Source organism: Streptomyces sp. WAC05374 (assembly GCF_004353505.1).
In the GTDB taxonomy this organism is placed as follows: Bacteria; Actinomycetota; Actinomycetes; order Streptomycetales; family Streptomycetaceae; genus Streptomyces.
In genome coordinates, this window is record NZ_SMNQ01000011.1 from 58022 (window position 1) to 73584 (window position 15563).

The 15563-nt window shown below is 72.4% G+C and carries 16 protein-coding genes; 11 read left to right on the top strand and 5 right to left on the bottom strand.

Annotated elements, in window-relative coordinates:
• Positions 1 to 7 precede the first annotated feature (7 nt).
• Both E2B92_RS20955 and nudC read left to right on the top strand, forming a co-directional pair.
• The gene (locus E2B92_RS20955) at positions 8 to 1429 is read left to right on the top strand and encodes a dipeptidase (RefSeq protein WP_126888077.1); all 1422 of its coding nucleotides are present in this window, start codon (positions 8 to 10) and stop codon (positions 1427 to 1429) included.
• 60 nt (positions 1430 to 1489) lie between these two features.
• Entirely contained in the window at positions 1490 to 2437 is a 948-nt protein-coding gene (nudC, locus tag E2B92_RS20960; protein ID WP_126888078.1) for an NAD(+) diphosphatase, read from the top strand.
• An 8-nt stretch (positions 2438 to 2445) separates the two neighbouring features.
• On the opposite strand, the gene E2B92_RS20965 is transcribed toward nudC, so the two are convergent.
• Positions 2446 to 2688 (bottom strand): mycoredoxin, encoded by a 243-nt coding sequence (locus tag E2B92_RS20965; RefSeq protein WP_126888079.1) that lies wholly within the window; start codon positions 2686 to 2688, stop codon positions 2446 to 2448.
• A 191-nt stretch (positions 2689 to 2879) separates the two neighbouring features.
• On the opposite strand from E2B92_RS20965, the gene E2B92_RS20970 reads away from it, so the two are divergent.
• From E2B92_RS20970 to E2B92_RS20990, 5 genes are all read left to right on the top strand, one after another.
• On the top strand, positions 2880 to 5099 hold the full coding sequence (locus tag E2B92_RS20970; protein ID WP_126888080.1) for an ATP-dependent DNA helicase UvrD2: 2220 nt from the start codon (positions 2880 to 2882) through the stop codon (positions 5097 to 5099).
• Positions 5100 to 5268: 169 nt separating this feature from the next.
• Complete coding sequence (locus E2B92_RS20975; protein WP_126888081.1) at positions 5269 to 5601, top strand: hypothetical protein; 333 nt, start codon at positions 5269 to 5271, stop codon at positions 5599 to 5601.
• 170 nt (positions 5602 to 5771) lie between these two features.
• Entirely contained in the window at positions 5772 to 6140 is a 369-nt protein-coding gene (locus E2B92_RS20980; protein WP_126888082.1) for a WhiB family transcriptional regulator, read from the top strand.
• The gene (locus tag E2B92_RS20985; protein ID WP_126888083.1) at positions 6137 to 6463 is read left to right on the top strand and encodes a hypothetical protein; all 327 of its coding nucleotides are present in this window, start codon (positions 6137 to 6139) and stop codon (positions 6461 to 6463) included. Before E2B92_RS20980 ends, E2B92_RS20985 begins: the two co-directional genes overlap by 4 nt.
• A gap of 109 nt (positions 6464 to 6572) precedes the next feature.
• Positions 6573 to 6770, top strand: a complete 198-nt coding sequence (locus E2B92_RS20990; RefSeq protein ID WP_126888084.1) for a hypothetical protein — start codon at positions 6573 to 6575, stop codon at positions 6768 to 6770.
• 41 nt (positions 6771 to 6811) lie between these two features.
• Here E2B92_RS20990 and E2B92_RS20995 read toward each other — a convergent pair whose 3' ends face one another.
• Together E2B92_RS20995 and E2B92_RS21000 are read right to left on the bottom strand one after the other, a co-directional pair.
• Complete coding sequence (locus E2B92_RS20995) at positions 6812 to 8191, bottom strand: ABC1 kinase family protein (RefSeq protein ID WP_126888085.1); 1380 nt, start codon at positions 8189 to 8191, stop codon at positions 6812 to 6814.
• A 64-nt stretch (positions 8192 to 8255) separates the two neighbouring features.
• Positions 8256 to 9401 carry a ThiF family adenylyltransferase gene (locus E2B92_RS21000; RefSeq protein WP_133087639.1) on the bottom strand — a complete coding sequence of 382 codons (1146 nt, stop codon included), beginning with the start codon at positions 9399 to 9401 and terminating at the stop codon, positions 8256 to 8258.
• Positions 9402 to 9633: 232 nt separating this feature from the next.
• Between E2B92_RS21000 and E2B92_RS21005 the strand changes: the two genes are divergently transcribed.
• The 4 genes from E2B92_RS21005 (at position 9634) to E2B92_RS21020 (ending at position 13465) form a co-directional block, all read left to right on the top strand.
• A complete protein-coding gene (locus E2B92_RS21005; RefSeq protein WP_126889587.1) occupies positions 9634 to 10209 on the top strand; it encodes a M48 metallopeptidase family protein in 576 nt (191 codons plus the stop codon).
• Between the two features lie 108 nt (positions 10210 to 10317).
• Positions 10318 to 11997 carry a TerD family protein gene (locus E2B92_RS21010; protein ID WP_133087640.1) on the top strand — a complete coding sequence of 560 codons (1680 nt, stop codon included), beginning with the start codon at positions 10318 to 10320 and terminating at the stop codon, positions 11995 to 11997.
• Positions 11998 to 12010: 13 nt separating this feature from the next.
• Positions 12011 to 12691 carry an AIM24 family protein gene (locus tag E2B92_RS21015; RefSeq protein WP_126888198.1) on the top strand — a complete coding sequence of 227 codons (681 nt, stop codon included), beginning with the start codon at positions 12011 to 12013 and terminating at the stop codon, positions 12689 to 12691.
• Positions 12692 to 12709: 18 nt separating this feature from the next.
• The gene (locus E2B92_RS21020; RefSeq protein ID WP_126888199.1) at positions 12710 to 13465 is read left to right on the top strand and encodes an AIM24 family protein; all 756 of its coding nucleotides are present in this window, start codon (positions 12710 to 12712) and stop codon (positions 13463 to 13465) included.
• A gap of 72 nt (positions 13466 to 13537) precedes the next feature.
• Here E2B92_RS21020 and E2B92_RS21025 read toward each other — a convergent pair whose 3' ends face one another.
• Together E2B92_RS21025 and E2B92_RS21030 are read right to left on the bottom strand one after the other, a co-directional pair.
• On the bottom strand, positions 13538 to 14068 hold the full coding sequence (locus E2B92_RS21025) for an NUDIX hydrolase (RefSeq protein WP_126888200.1): 531 nt from the start codon (positions 14066 to 14068) through the stop codon (positions 13538 to 13540).
• A complete protein-coding gene (locus tag E2B92_RS21030) occupies positions 14065 to 15507 on the bottom strand; it encodes a zinc-dependent metalloprotease (RefSeq protein ID WP_126888201.1) in 1443 nt (480 codons plus the stop codon). The genes E2B92_RS21025 and E2B92_RS21030 overlap by 4 nt, the downstream gene beginning before the upstream one ends.
• Between the last annotated feature and the right edge of the window lie 56 nt (positions 15508 to 15563).

A 15563-nucleotide genomic window follows, 5' to 3' on the forward strand; every position in this document is an offset into this window, starting at 1 on the left:
CAAGGGCATGAGCGAGACCCCGGACAGCGCCGTCCAGACCGTACGGACGTACATAGCCCAGCACCGCGCCGCCTTCCTCGACGACCTGACCGAGTGGCTGCGCATCCCGTCCGTGTCGGCGCAGCCGGTCCACGCCCCGGACGTGCGGCGCAGCGCCGAGTGGCTCGCGGCGAAGCTGACGGAGACCGGCTTCCCGGTCGTGGAGGTGTGGGAGACCGAAGGCGCCCCGGCGGTCTTCGCCGAGTGGCCCTCCGGTGAGGAAGGCGCCCCGACCGTGCTGGTCTACGGCCACCACGACGTCCAGCCCGCCGCCCGCGAGGACGGCTGGGACACCGACCCCTTCGAGCCGGTGATCCGCGGGAACCGGCTCCACGCGCGCGGTGCGGCCGACGACAAGGGCCAGGTGTTCTTCCACACGCTGGGCGTGCGCGCCCACCTGGCGCTGACCGGCCGTACCGCCCCCGCCGTCAACCTCAAGCTCCTCGTCGAGGGTGAAGAGGAGTCCGGCTCCCCGCACTTCCGCGCCCTCGTCGAGCGGCAGCGCGACCGTCTCGCCGCCGACGCCGTGATCGTCTCGGACACCGGCATGTGGTCGGAGACGACGCCCACCGTGTGCACCGGCATGCGGGGCGTGGCCGACTGCGAGATCGAGCTGTACGGCCCCGACCAGGACATCCACTCCGGTTCCTTCGGCGGCGCCGTCCCGAACCCCGCGACGGTCGCCGCCCGCCTGGTGGCGGCGCTGCACGACGAGGACGAGCGGGTGACGATCCCCGGCTTCTACGACGGTGTCGCCGAGCTGACCGACGCCGAGCGCGAGCTGATCGCCGAGCTGCCGTTCGACGAGGCGTCGTGGCTGGCCACCGCCGCCTCGTACGGGACGCTCGGCGAGGCGGGCTACTCCACCCTGGAGCGGGTCTGGGCCCGCCCGACCGCCGAGGTCAACGGCATCGGGGGCGGCTACCAGGGCCCCGGCGGCAAGACGATCATCCCGTCGTCGGCGCAGCTCAAGCTGTCGTTCCGCCTGGTGGCCGGCCAGGACCCGCACGCCGTCGAGGCGGCCGTACGCGACTGGGTCGCCGCCCGGGTGCCCGCCGGCATCCGCCACAAGATCACCTTCGGTGCCCCGACCCGCCCCTGCCTGACGCCGCTGGACCACCCGGCGCTCCAGTCCGTCGTACGGTCGATGAGCAGGGCCTTCGACGGCGCGAAGATCCGCTTCACCCGCGAGGGCGGCTCGGGCCCGGCCGCCGACCTCCAGGACGTCCTGGCCGCGCCCGTGCTGTTCCTGGGCGTCTCCGTACCGTCCGACGGCTGGCACGCACCGAACGAGAAGGTCGAGCTGGACCTGCTGCTCAAGGGCGTGGAGGCGACCGCCCACCTGTGGGGCGACCTGTCCACCGCACTCCGCCGAGCCGCGGTCCACTGAGCCGCACTCCGCTGAACAGACACCCAGGAGAACCCATCCACCGGGGGAGTTGGAAGCACAGTGAGCACCATCAGTAACGAGGCCGGGCACCGTCCCATCGGTCTCACCGCCCCGAGCGGCATCGACCGCGCGGCCCACCACCGTCTCGACGAGGCGTGGCTGGCCGCTGCGTGGAGTCACCCGACCACCCGGGTCTTCGTGGTGTCCGGTGGGCAGGTCCTGATCGACGACACCCCCGACGGCCGCACCGAACTGGTCATGACCCCCGCCTTCGAGGCCCCGGTCACCGAGACCCACCGGTACTTCCTGGGGACGGACGCGGAGGGCGTCAGCTACTTCGCGCTCCAGAAGGACGCCCTCCCGGGCCGCATGGACCAGTCCGCCCGGCCCGCCGGGCTCCGCGAGGCGGGCCTGCTGCTGTCGCCGCGTGACGCGGGGCTGATGGTGCACGCGGTGGCCCTGGAGAACTGGCAGCGGCTGCACCGGTTCTGCTCCCGCTGCGGCGAGCGCACGGTCATCGCGGCCGCCGGGCACATCCGCCGCTGCCCGGCCTGCGGCGCGGAGCACTACCCGCGTACCGACCCGGCGGTGATCATGCTGGTGACCGACGAGGAGGACCGGGCGCTGCTGGGCCGGCAGGTCCACTGGCCGGAGGGCCGCTTCTCGACGCTGGCCGGCTTCGTGGAGCCGGGCGAGTCGATCGAGCAGTCGGTGGCGCGGGAGGTCTTCGAGGAGGCCGGGGTGACGGTCGGCGAGGTGGAGTACGTCGCCAGCCAGCCGTGGCCGTTCCCGTCGAGCCTGATGCTGGGCTTCATGGCGCGGGCCACGTCCTCGGAGATCAACGTGGACGGGGACGAGATCGAGGAGGCCCGCTGGTTCTCCCGGGAAGAGCTGCGGGCCGCTTTCGAGTCCGGCGAGGTCCTTCCCCCGTACGGAATCTCGATCGCGGCCCGCCTGATCGAGCTCTGGTACGGCAAGCCGCTGCCAAAGCCCGGAAACGTCGCCTGACGCCCGCGTCAGACGCCGATCTTCTGCTTCACCTGGGCCAGCGAGGGGTTCGTCAGGGTCGTCCCGTCCGCGAAGAGCACGGTCGGGACGGTCTGGTTGCCCCCGTTGGCCTTCTCCACGAACGCGGCCGACTCCGGGTCCTGCTCGATGTTGACCTCGGTGTACGCGATGCCCTCCCGGTCCATCTGGCTCTTCAGCCGCCGGCAGTAGCCGCACCACGTCGTGCTGTACATCGTCAGGCTGCCCTGCATCGTCTGCGCTCCTCGGGGTCGCTTCGGGGGTGGGTGCCGCGGTGGCACCAGAGGCAGAACGTACGGGTCCCCCTCACCATTCCCGGACGCGTTCCGCAGGACTGTGTGAGGTCGTCGTACTAGTACGACCGCGGGCCCGGCCCTGTGGACAACCGTCCCGTCCGCACCGGGGGACCTGGCAGCATGGCAGGGTGACAGCAGCAACGCACTCCACTCTCTTCCCGCAGGCCCCGGGCCCGAGCCAGTTCCTGGCCGCGCCGCCGGACGCCGACGCGGTGCTCGACGGGCTGGACCCCGAGCAGCGTGAAGTGGCGACCGCCCTGCACGGTCCGGTGTGCGTGCTCGCGGGCGCCGGCACGGGCAAGACGCGCGCGATCACCCACCGCATCGCGTACGGGGTCCGCGCGGGCATACTCCAGCCCAGCAGTGTGCTGGCCGTCACGTTCACCAACCGCGCCGCCGGCGAGATGCGCGGCCGGCTGCGGCAGCTCGGCGCGGGCGGTGTGCAGGCGCGGACGTTCCACTCGGCCGCCCTCCGCCAGCTCCAGTACTTCTGGCCGAAAGCCGTCGGTGGGGAAATGCCCCGGCTGCTGGAGCGCAAGGTGCAGCTCGTCGCCGAGGCGGCCGCCCGCTGCCGTGTCCGGCTCGACCGCAACGAGCTCCGCGACGTCACGGGGGAGATCGAGTGGGCCAAGGTCACCCAGACCGTCCCCGCCGACTACCCGGCCGCCGTCGCCAAGGCCGACCGGGAGGCCCCGCGCGACACCGCCGAGATTGGCCAGATCTACTCCCTGTACGAGCAGCTCAAGCGGGACCGCGCCACCATCGACTTCGAGGACGTGCTGCTGCTCACCGTCGGCATCCTCCAGGACCGGCACGACATCGCCGACCAGATCCGCCGCCAGTACCAGCACTTCGTGGTGGACGAGTACCAGGACGTCTCCCCGCTCCAGCAGCGCCTCCTGGACCTCTGGCTCGGCGACCGCGACAGCCTGTGCGTCGTGGGCGACGCCAGCCAGACGATCTACTCCTTCACCGGCGCCACCCCCGACCACCTGCTGAACTTCCGCACCCGGCACCCCAACGCCACCATCGTGAAGCTGGTCCGCGACTACCGCTCGACACCCCAGGTCGTCCACCTGGCCAACGGGCTGCTCGCCCAGGCCCGCGGCCGTGCCGCCGAGCACCGCCTGGAGCTCGTCTCCCAGCGGGACCCCGGCCCCGACCCGGTCTACACCGAGTACGCCGACGAGCCCAGCGAGGCGGAAGGCACCGCCCGCCGCATCCGCGACCTGATCGCCGCGGGCGTCCCGGCCGGCGAGATCGCCGTGCTCTACCGGATCAACGCCCAGTCCGAGGTCTATGAGCAGGCCCTCGCCGACGCGGGCGTGCCCTACCAGCTTCGCGGCGCCGAGCGCTTCTTCGAGCGGGCCGAGGTACGCGAAGCGGGCGTCGCCCTGCGCGGCGCGGCCCGCGCGGGGGGCAACGACTCACTGCTGGACGACGCCGAGGACCTGCCCTCGCAGGTGCGGGCGGTGCTGTCCACCAAGGGCTGGACCACCGAGCCGCCCGCCGGGTCCGGCGCGGTCCGCGACCGCTGGGAGTCCCTCGCCGCGCTGGTCCGGCTCGCCGAGGACTTCGCCCGCGCCCGGCCCGGTGCCACCCTGAGCGACCTGGTCGCCGAGCTCGACGAGCGGGCCGCCGCCCAGCACGCCCCGACCGTCCAGGGCGTCACCCTCGCCTCACTGCACTCGGCCAAGGGTCTGGAGTGGGACGCGGTGTTCCTGGTCGGCCTCACCGAGGGCATGATGCCGATCACCTACGCCAAGACCGATGAGCAGATCGAGGAGGAGCGCCGCCTGCTGTACGTGGGCGTCACCCGTGCCCGGCTCCACCTCTCCCTGTCCTGGGCGCTCGCCCGCTCCCCGGGCGGCCGTGCCTCGCGCCGGCCCACCCGGTTCCTGGCCGGGCTGCGCCCCGGCTCCGCCGCCCCCGGCGCCCGCACCGCGGGCCGCGGCGGTGCCGGTGGGGCCGAGCGGGGCGGAGGCACGGCGGGCGGTGCGCGGCGCGGGCGCCGCGGACCCGTGCGGTGCCGGGTGTGCGGCGCGACGCTCACCGACGCGGGCGACATCAAGCTGATGCGCTGCGAGGACTGCCCCTCCGACATGGACGAGGGCCTCTACGAGCGGCTGCGGGACTGGCGCTCGGACCAGGCCCGGCGCCTCGCCCAGCCCCCGTACTGCGTCTTCACCGACAAGACGCTGATGGCGATCGCCGAGGCCGTCCCCGGCACGGACGGCGAGCTGGCTCGGATCTCCGGCGTGGGTGTACGGAAGCTCGAGCGCTTCGGCGCCGACGTCCTGGCCATTTGCGCAGGTCAGGAGCCTGACGAGGGGGACGGCGAGCACTGATCCAAACTCGTCGCAAAAATAGTTTGCGCCCGCCCCGTCAAGCCCCATAGGTTCTTAACCACGGAAACAGCGGCTTCTCCGAAGCCCTGTCTTCGTGCTGTACTTATCCGAATACGCGCGGGACCGGTTCCGACCGATCCCCCCGAGACGCCGAGAGGAGGCGATTCCAGTGATCAGCATCAACACCAGCTTCGTCAGCACCACCGCCAAAATGACCGATCGCTCGGTCGTCTCCGCCTGCTCGCTCGGCCTCTCCGGTTCGGCGTTCCCTGGCACCGGTCTGCCCGGCTTCGCGGCCGTGCGTCCCGCCATGCTCCTGGCCGCTCTTCCGGCCCGGGAGCGCAATGAGCGACCGACCAAGGCACTGGCAGCAGGAGTAGCAGCAGGCAAGGCCCAGGCCTATGCCTTTGCGGCGGCCAGTGCCGACATCACGAAGCAGACGCAGCAGCACCACACGATGTGGGCCTTCCGTGGGCTCGAACCCTGGAGTGATCCAGCCTGATCCAGGATCAGGCCGGCGCCTTCAGGGCCGCGGAACCCCACCCGGGATCCGCGGCCCTTCTGTTTTGCCCGAACGGGCGGAACGGAGCGAAGGGGCCTCGGTACGCAGCACAACCCGGTACCAGCCCACCGGCCAACAGGCCGGACCGACCAGACGAGGAAAAAGACACCGTGCAACTCGAAGCGCACGCCCCGTCCGTACCGCCTTCCGAGACGATCCCCCCGCCCGGCCTCACGGAGGACCCCACCTTGACCCCCCTCACCGCGCTCACCGCGCTCGACGACGCCATCGAGAACCTCGGCGTACCCGTCCCGTGCCGCTCCTACGACCCGGAGGTCTTCTTCGCCGAGTCGCCGGCCGACGTGGAGTACGCCAAGTCCCTCTGCCGCACCTGCCCGCTCATGGCGGCCTGCCTCGCGGGCGCCAAGGAGCGGCGCGAGCCGTGGGGCGTCTGGGGCGGTGAGCTCTTCGTCCAGGGTGTGGTCGTCGCCCGCAAGCGGCCCCGTGGCCGCCCGCGCAAGAACCCGGTCACGGCATGAACGTCCGCGCCGGAACCATCGACCGCCCCCTCACGCACGATCCCCAGAAGCAGGCCCCGATGACCTCTTCCACCAGCGAGCCGTCCGGCTCCGCCACCCCAGCCGTCAGCACCATCGGCGCGAACGCCTCGCGTCAGAACAGGAACCGTGAGATGCAACTCATCCAAGAAGCCCTGGCCCGTGCCCATATGCACGAGCGCCTGCGGGAAGCCGACGCGGAACGCCAGGCCCTGCGCCTGGTCGCCGCCCGGCGCATGCAGCGGCGCGCCGAGCGCGTCTCGCTGCGCGCCCGCCGTGCGCTGGCCATGGCCGTCATGCACTAGTGCCGTCCGGGCACTGCCACTCCCACTCGCGGGGACCGGTCCGTCACGGACCGGTCCCCGCGGTGCGTTGCGCCCCGCCCGAGCCGTCCGGCGGAGTTATCGTCTCGTAGTGAACGAGCGGACTTCTCCCCCCGCGCAGCCGGATGCGCCGAGCGTGGTGTGTTCCCGCTGCGGCGCGACCGCCGACAGCCTCCCGGTGACCTGGACCTGTTCGGTGGAGAACGGCAGCCGTCTCTACTTCTGCGACGACTGCGCCCGGGCCCACCTCAGAGCCATCGAGAGCAGACTCGACTCCGCCTGGTGGTGACCCGGCGGTGACCGGCGGGGCCGGCAGCGGCCCCACCGCGGTCAGACGTGCGCCTCCGCCGGGGCAGGATCGGCGTCGTCCTCGGGAAGGAAGCCGGGCAGCCACCACTCGAGCTCCTCCCGCAGCCGCACCGTGGCGTTCAGTTGGCACAGCACCCCGATGGTGCTCAACGTCACACGGTGGATGAGCAGGTACGAGGGCGGCAGATTGAGCTGCTTGCCCAACTGGTGCGCGGGGGAACGCATATCGGCGATCCGGGCGGCCTGGCCGCGCATCCAGCCCCGGGTGAAGGTGAACTCGTCGGCCTCCGCCGGCTCGATGATCGGCAGCAGGTACTCCAGGACCGCGTCCGGGTCGAGGTCGATGGTCTCCTTGACGAAACCCTCCTCGCGGAGCAGCTCGTAGACCGTCTCCGCGTCGCCCTCCAGGGTCAGCCGCAGACAGGCCCCGATGGTCTCCGGCAGGCCGCCGGGCAGCCGGTCCACGGTGCCGAAGTCCAGGACGCCGAGCCGCCAGTCCGCCGCGTCGTCACCGTCCTCCTCCGCCGCCGGCAGGAGCCGGAAGTTCCCCGGGTGCGGGTCCGCGTGCAGCAGCCCCGTCCGGGCCGGCCCCGAGAACAGGAACCGCGCCAGCAACTGCCCCGCCCGGTCCCGCTGCTCCGGCGTGCCGTCCGCGATGATCTCCGACAGGGGTATGCCGTCGATCCACTCGGTCACCAGCACCTGATCGGACTGGTGCACCACACCCGGCACCACCACATCCGGATCGTCCGCGAACTCCTCGGCGTGCTCCCGCTGGGCCGTGGCCTCCAGGGCGTAGTCCAGCTCCTCCGCGACCCGGTCCCGCAGCTCCGCGATCAGCGGCTTGATGTCCATGCCCGGGATCAGCGGCCCCAGCAGCCGGGCGAACCGGCCGAGCTGCGCCAGGTCCGACAGCAGCGCCTCACCCGCCCCCGGGTACTGCACCTTCACCGCGACCTCACGGCCGTCGTGCCACACGGCCCGGTGCACCTGGCCGATCGACGCCGCCGCCGACGGCTTGTCCTCGAACTCCAGGAACAGCTCCCGCCATTGCTCGCCGAGCCGCTCCTCCAGCACCGCGTGGACCGTCCGGGTCGGCATCGGCGGAGCCGCATCCTGGAGCTTGGTCAGCGCCGCCCGGTAAGGCCCCGCTATCTCCTCCGGCAGTGCCGACTCGAAGACGGACATCGCCTGCCCGAACTTCATCGCACCGCCCTTGAGCTCGCCCAGCACGCGGAACAACTGCTCCGCGGTGCGCTGCTGAAGCTCCCGCGCCACGATTTCCGCGGATTTGCCCCCGATCCGCTTGCCCAGCCCCCACGTGGCCCGGCCGGCGAAGCCCAGGGGCAACGCGGCCAACTTGGCGGTACGGGTTACCGCCTTCCGGGGAAGATCAGACATGCGCCCCTCCAAATCCCAGCCTGCCGTGCCGTGTTCGCCATCGGCGGCGCTCCGTCGACCGCGGTTACCCAGCCATTGTGTCCTGCCCGCTCGCGGGGCCCGAGGCGTGCACCCCCCGAGTGCGTCCGGCCGCCCCGCAAGGGCACCCCGCGTGGGGCGTCATCCGCTCCGAGCGCCACTCCAGCAACGGCAGCGAAGCCTCCCACCGCGCGCCCGTGCTCGCCGGCAACTCCCCGTCCAGGAAGGCCAGCGCATGCGCCGCCGCCAGACCCGCCACCGCGGCGGCCAGGCCCAGATCGCAGGCCGGCACCCTGCTCTGCCGTCCCGAACGCCACTGTGCCAGCATCCGCGGCCACGCCGGGTCCCGGTCCGACCGCTCCAGCTCCACGCACCCCGCGCACGCCGTGCCCCCGGGCAGCACCAGCGGGCCCACCACCCCCGTCGCCTCGAGCACCCCCGCGTAGAGGTGAGGCGTGCCCGTGGCGACCCAGTCGTCGGCGGGCACCGGGTCCGGGGCGTACGCCCCCAGGCCGTCCCGGGGGGCGACCACGACCAGCGACAGCCCCGGCTCCGATCCCGCCCGGCTCCCCGGACGCGCCGCCCGAGGCGCCCTGCCGCCCGGCGCCGACCGCCCCACCAGCCGCCGGGCCGCCGCGGCTCGCCGCTCACCCACCGCCTCCGCCGGCAGCCCGCCGGGCGTCACGTCCCACGGCTCGACCCGCTCCCCGTCCAGCACCTCCACCCGGCCCACCCCCGCGGCCGACAGCAGGGCCGCGATGCCGGCGCCCACCCGCCCCGCGCCCCTCACCTGCACCCGCATCCCCCGCCGCGCCGCCAACCGCAGGGCGGCCCCGCCCGGCTCGCGGTACACCACGGAAAGCGACGCGAGGTCGGCGCGCAGCCGGTCCAGTGCGCCGTCCTCCTTCCGCAGCGCATCCGTCGCCGGGGCGCCGGCCGTCGTGTCGTCCAGCAGCCCCGCCTCGGCCAGCCGGTCCAGCAGCGCCTCCAGCCGCCCGTCCGGCAGCCCCAGCGCCCGGGCCTCCTCACGCAGCGGGCCCAGCCCCCGCGTCCCGTCGAAGAGCGCGAGCAGACTGCCCGTGGTCGTGTCCACCGGGCCGACCACCACCGCGTGCGCGGGCGCCGCCCCGAACTGCACGTACTGCAGATTCCGCCAGGCACGCCGCAGCGCGGGCTTCACCATCGGATGCATATCCGCCCCCGTGATCCTCATCCGCCGCGGTGATCCACTGCCGTCTCCGGCGATCTCCCGGCGGTCTTCGCCGATCTCCCGGGAGCAGAATGCCCGGCGGCGAGGGCAGCCGGGGAAAGTTGTCCACAGGCCCGGTGCATTAGTCGTTCAAATGGTGCAGGCTGTGGATGGATCACACGCCAACCGTTCCGGAGGCGGGACTTCCCCCGCTGACAGCGGGTAACGTCGGGGCGTGCCCGCCGACCCACAGCGCAGTCCGACCAGCGACCCGTCCCGTGGCCCGGGGACGAGTGCGGTCGAGGTCCGCAGGAGCACCCGGCGCAGCAGGACCGTCTCCGCCTACCGCGAGGGCGACCGCACCGTCGTGCTCATCCCCGCCCGGATGTCGGAGGCGGAGGAGCGGCGCTGGGTGAACGTGATGCTCGACAAGCTCGCCGCCCAGGAGAGCAGACGCGTCCTCGGCGACACCGAGCTGACCGAGCGGGCCGAGCGGCTGTCCGCCCAGTATTTCGGCGGCAGGGCGCGGCCGACGTCCGTGCGATGGGTGACCAACCAGAACACCCGGTGGGGGTCCTGCACGCCGGTGGAGGGCAGCATCCGCCTGTCGCACCGCTTGCAGGGCATGCCGGAGTACGTCGTGGACTACGTCCTCGTCCACGAGCTGGCCCACCTGCTGGTGCCCGGCCACGGGCCGGGGTTCTGGCGGCTGCTGGAGGCCTACCCGCGTACCGAACGGGCCCGGGGATACCTCGAAGGCGTCGTCGCGGCGGGCCGGTTGCCGCACCTGCCGGCCGCTCGCGGAGAGTGACATTCACCGATCCTGTACCGAAACAGTCCCGACTTGGCTCAATGTCGTCGCCAGCCGTTAGCCTGGCGCGACGCATTCAAAAATCGGGATGGGGGACGGTCGTTACGCATGGCCAGGGAATTCCAACGGGGCCACAAGGCCAAGATCAGCGATCTCACGCCCGGAACCGATCTGTACGTGGGTGTGCAGATCGCCGCTCCAGGGCTGACCTTCGACATCAGTTGCTTCGGCCTGGACGCCAATGAGCAGCTCTCGGACGACCGGTATTTCATCTTCTTCAACCAGCCGAAGTCGCCCGAGGAGTCCATCCAGCTCCTGGGCGCGCAGGCCGGCGACACCGAGTCCTTCCGCGTCACGCTCGACCGCATCCCGCCGCACATCCACAAGCTGTCCTTCACCGCGACGATCGACGGCGCCGGACAGATGTCCCAGGTGGGCCCCGGATACATCCGTATCGTCGCCGGTGGCGAGGAGGTCGCCCGGTACGCGTTCGACGGCTCGGAGTTCAGCACCGAGCGCGCGGTGATGCTGGGTGACTTCTATCTCAAGGACGTGTGGCGGTTCGCCGCCGTCGGCCAGGGCTTCGACGGAGGCCTGGAGGCGCTGCTCAAGAACTTCGGCGGCGAGGTCGCCGAGGAGGAGCCGGCCGCCCCGCAGCAGCCGCAGGCCGCGGCGCCGTCCTTCGCGCCGCCCGCCTTCGCCGCCCCGGCCACGCCGCAGGCACCGCAGCCCGCCCCGTCGTTCGGCGCCCCGGCGGCACCCGCGCCCGCCCCGGCGGCACCCGCGCCCGTCGCACCCGCACCCGCGCCCGCCCCGGCCCCGCCGCAGCAGCCGGTGCACACCGCGCCGACGCTGGCCGCGCCCATGGCACCGGCCGCGCCGACCCCGCCGCCCCCGGCGTCCCCGTACGGCCAGCCGCCCCAGCAGCCGCAGTACGGGCAGCCGCCGCAGCAGCCGCAGTACGGCCAGGTGCCCGGCCAGACACCACCGCACGGTGCGCCGTCCCCGTACGGCCAGCAGCCCGCGGCCCCCTACGGCCAGCAGCAGTACGCCCAGCCCTACGGGCAGCAGCCGCCCATGGGAGGCATGCCCCCGGGAGGCATGCCGCAGGGCGCGCCCCAGTCCGGGCCCGGACTCGAGGCCGCGCTCCAGAAGTACCGCGAGACCGCCACCGGTCAGCGCTGGACGCCGCAGAACCAGCAGCTCATGCGGGTCGACCTCGCCATGGGCGGCACGCCCGTCCTCGCCCGGCAGGGCAGCATGGTCATGTACCAGGGCAAGGTCGAATTCGGGTACAAGGGAGCCGGTTTCTCCGGCCGCATCGTCGGCAACGCCACGGGCCAGGAGATGCAGCTCATGCGCTGCACCGGCCGCGGCCAGGTGTTCCTCGCCGAGAACGGGGCGCACCTGCACCCCATCGAGCTCCAGGGCGACGGCATCTGCGTCTCCGCCGAGAACGTGCTCGCCTTCGACGAGACGCTCCAGTACGAAGTCCGCCGCATCGAGGGCCACGGCATCCCCGGCGGCGCGCTGTTCACCATGCAGTTCACCGGTACTGGCACGGTCGTCGTCAAGACGCACGGCGTCCCGGTCGTCCTGCCCGTCACCCCGACCACCTTCGCCGACTGCAACGCCGTCGTCGCCTGGTCGTCCGCCTCGCAGGTGATCCTGTCCAGCCAGGTCCGGCTCCGCCGCAACGCCTACCCCGGCCACAGCGGGGAGACCGTCAACCTCCAGTTCCGGGGCGCTCCCGGCAACTTCATCGTCGTCCAGCCCTACGAGGTCTGAGGGAGCCCGAACCATGAACCAGCAACTCGCGGGCTACGCCCCGACCCCCGTCGCGGCACGCATGGAGAACCACGGCCGCCACATGCTCAAGGTCGCCATGGCCTCGGGCCAGGACCTGTTCGCGCGCACCGGCTCCGTCGTCGCCTACGAGGGCTTCGTCCAGTACGAGCCGAACCCGCCCGCCGTCCGCCAGATCGCCTCCCAGTGGGTGACCGGCGAGGGCGCACCGGTCATGAAGTGCTCCGGTGACGGGCTGCTCTACCTCGCCGACTACGGCGCCGACGTCGTCGTCATCAACCTCAACAACGACGCGCTGTCCGTCAACGGCACCAATGTGCTGGCCTTCGACGCGCACCTCCAGTGGGGCGCCGAGAGGGTCAAGGGCATGGCCAAGTTCGCCGGACAGGGACTGTGGAACGTCCAGTTCGCCGGAACCGGCTGGGTCGCCCTGACCTCGCGCGGCACCCCCATCGTCGTCGACTGCGGCCGGGGCGAGGACGAGACGTACGTCGACCCCGACGCGCTCGTCGCCTGGTCGCCGGCCCTGAAGGTGAAGGGCAAGCGCAGCTTCAAGGCCTCCTCCCTGATCGGGCGGGGCAGCGGGGAGGCGTACCAGATGGCCTTCTCCGGGCAGGGCATCGTCGTCGTACAGCCGAGCGAGGACAGCACCGACCGCCTGCGGATCCGGGGCTGAGGGGGAGCGAGAAACACCATGCAGAGCCCGCTTTTCAGCCACACCGAACAGCAGAGCCAGGAGCGGTACGTCGTCCAGAACCCGCAGCTCCTGCGGGTCACGCTCACCGGGCACGACGACGTCCTCGCCCGCAAGGGCGCCATGGTCGCGTACCAGGGGCTGATGGACTTCGACGGCGAGTACCAGAACAACAACCAGCGCCGCGCCCGCGCCAACACCGGTGAGGGCCTGGACCTGATGCGCTGCTCCGGGCAGGGCACCGTCTACTTCGCCAACCTGGCCCAATACATCCACGTCGTGGACGTCGACCAGGAGGGCATGACCGTGGACAGCGCCTATGTGCTGGCGCTGGACTCCACGCTGCACACCGAGGTCATCGCGGTGGACAGCCAGTACGGCATCTCGGGGTCGGGCAAGTACCAGCTCAACATCTCCGGCCGGGGCAAGGTCGCCCTGATGACCTCGGGCCAGCCGCTGATGATGCAGGTCACCCCGGACAAGTACGTCAACGCCGACGCGGACGCGATCGTCGCCTGGTCGTCGTCGCTGCGCGTGCAGATGCAGGCGCAGACCCACTCGTCCAACGTCCGCCGCCGGCGCGGCTCCACCGGCGAGGGCTGGGAACTGAGCTTCCTGGGCGAGGGCTTCGCGCTCGTCCAGCCCAGCGAGGTCATGCCGCCGCAGAACGCCCAGATCGGGCAGGGCGTGGGGGCGCAGTTCGGCGTCGGCCAGCACGGCGCGCACGCCCAGAACCAGAACAACGCCTGGAACTGACGCGACACACGGGTAAGGGGCGGTCACCACGGTGACCGCCCCTTACCCGTGCCCCTGAATCGCGCGCCGGTCCTAGAGCGCCGCGCGGGCCGCCTCGGCCAGCCGGACGACCGAGGCGTCGGCCACGGCCGCCACCTCGTCGTAACCGAACCACCGCAGGTCCAGCGACTCGTCGCTGATCGCCTCCACCGCGTCCGGCGGCGCGACCGCCAGATACTGCACGTCCAGGTGCCAGTGGCAGGGAGCCGGGATCGGGTGCCGGTCCAGCCGGACCGGGCCGCCCGCCATCAGCGTCAGCCCGGGGATCCCGGACTCCTCCGTGGCCTCCCGCAGCGCGGCGGCGGCGACCGTCTCGTCCCCGGGCTCGCAGTGGCCGCCCATCTGGAGCCACATGCCCAGCTTCTTGTGCAGGGTGAGCAGGACCCGCCCCCGTGACGGGTCCACCACCAGCGCGCTGGCCGTCAGGTGCCCGGCCCCGCACGCCTTCCACATCCCGTCCGGGTGGGCCGACAGGTGGTCCAGGTAGACCTGGCGCAGCTCCGCCTGGTCCCCGGACCCTTCGTACGCCTTCAGTACCAGGACGGCGTCATCGTGCAGGGTCACTTGTCGGAGTCGTCCTCACGCGTGCCGTCCTCGCCCTTGCCGCCCTGGCCCGTGCCGCCCTCGCCCTGGGCGCGGCCGTCCCGGCCGGCGGCCTCGCCGAGCATCTTGTCGAGCTCGGAGAAGTCCAGGTGCTCGCGGTGGACGAAGCCGTCCGGGTCGTCCAGGTCGGACGCCGTCGGCAGCATGTCCGGGTGCTCCCACAGGCCGTCGCGGCCGTCGACACCCCGCGCGTCCGTGAGCGACGCCCACAGCCGGGCGGCGTCGCGCAGCCGGCGGGGCCGCAGCTCCAGACCGATCAGCGTGGCGAACGTCTGCTCGGCCGGACCGCCCGAGGCGCGGCGGCGGCGCAGCGTCTCGCGCAGCGCGTCGGCGGACGTCAGACGGGTCCTGGCGGCCTCGTGGACCACCGCGTCGACCCAGCCCTCGACCAGCGCCAGAGCCGTCTCCAGACGGGCCAGGGCGGCCTTCTGCTCCGGGGTGTCCTCCGGCTGGAACATGCCCTGCTGGAGGGCTTCCTGCAACTGCTCCGGGTTGGACGGGTCGAGCCCGCCGACCGCGTCCTCCAGCTTGCCGGTGTCGACCTTGATCCCGCGGGCGTACCCCTCGACCGCGCCGAACAGGTGCGAGCGCAGCCACGGCACGTGGGCGAAGAGCCGCTGGTGGGCGGCCTCGCGCAGCGCCAGGTACAGCCGGACCTCGTCCTGCGGCACGCCCAGGTCCTTGCCGAACGCCGCCACGTTCAGCGGCAGCAGCGCGGCCTTGCCGGCCGGCCCCAGGGGCAGCCCGACATCGGTCGAACCGACCACCTCGCCGGCCAGGACGCCCACGGCCTGGCCGATCTGCTGGCCGAACATGGCGCCGCCCATGGAACGCATCATGCCGATCAGCGGGCCCGCCATGGCCTGCATCTCCTCGGGCAGGACGTCGCCCATCGCCGCGCCGACCCGCTCGGCGACCGGGTCCACGAGCTGCTGCCAGGCCGGCAGCGTCGCCTCGACCCACTCCGCGCGGCTCCACGCCACGGCGGTGCTCGCCCCCGAGGGCAGGGACGTCACGCCGTCCAGCCACAGGTCGGCGAGGCGCACGGCCTCCTCGACCGCCGCCCGCTCGGCCGGGCCCACGCTGGCGTCCTTGGTGCCGTCGGACGTGCCCTGCGAGACCGTCTGGCGGGCGATCTGCTTGGCCATGTCCCAGTTGACCGGACCGCCCTCATAGCTCAGCATCTGTCCGAGCTGCTGGAAGGCCGCGCCCAGGTCCGCGGGGTTCAGCGAACCGAACATCGCGGCGAACGGGTTGTCCCCGCCGCCCGGCATGCCGCCGAACCCGAAGGGGTTCCCACCGGCACCCTTGCCACCTTCGGCGGGTCCCTTCTTCTTGCCTTCGTCGCCGTCCTCCGGCTCCTCCGGCGGAAGGCCGAATCCGAATGGGGTGTCACTCACGGGGTTCCTCGGCTCGTAGGGCCGCCGGCTTCCTGCCGGCGGCGGCTGCCCGACAA

Bases quoted from the DNA above. Each gene is read 5' to 3' on its own strand.
- E2B92_RS20955 (WP_126888077.1), top strand. From the start codon at position 8: ATGAGCGAGACCCCGGACAGCGCCGTCCAGACCGTACGGACGTACATA.
- E2B92_RS20965 (WP_126888079.1), bottom strand. From the start codon at position 2,688: ATGCAGGGCAGCCTGACGATGTACAGCACGACGTGGTGCGGCTACTGC.
- E2B92_RS20985 (WP_126888083.1), top strand. From the start codon at position 6,137: ATGAACGTCCGCGCCGGAACCATCGACCGCCCCCTCACGCACGATCCC.
- E2B92_RS20995 (WP_126888085.1), bottom strand. From the start codon at position 8,191: ATGTCTGATCTTCCCCGGAAGGCGGTAACCCGTACCGCCAAGTTGGCC.
- E2B92_RS21000 (WP_133087639.1), bottom strand. From the start codon at position 9,401: ATGCATCCGATGGTGAAGCCCGCGCTGCGGCGTGCCTGGCGGAATCTG.
- E2B92_RS21010 (WP_133087640.1), top strand. From the start codon at position 10,318: ATGGCCAGGGAATTCCAACGGGGCCACAAGGCCAAGATCAGCGATCTC.
- E2B92_RS21015 (WP_126888198.1), top strand. From the start codon at position 12,011: ATGAACCAGCAACTCGCGGGCTACGCCCCGACCCCCGTCGCGGCACGC.
- E2B92_RS21020 (WP_126888199.1), top strand. From the start codon at position 12,710: ATGCAGAGCCCGCTTTTCAGCCACACCGAACAGCAGAGCCAGGAGCGG.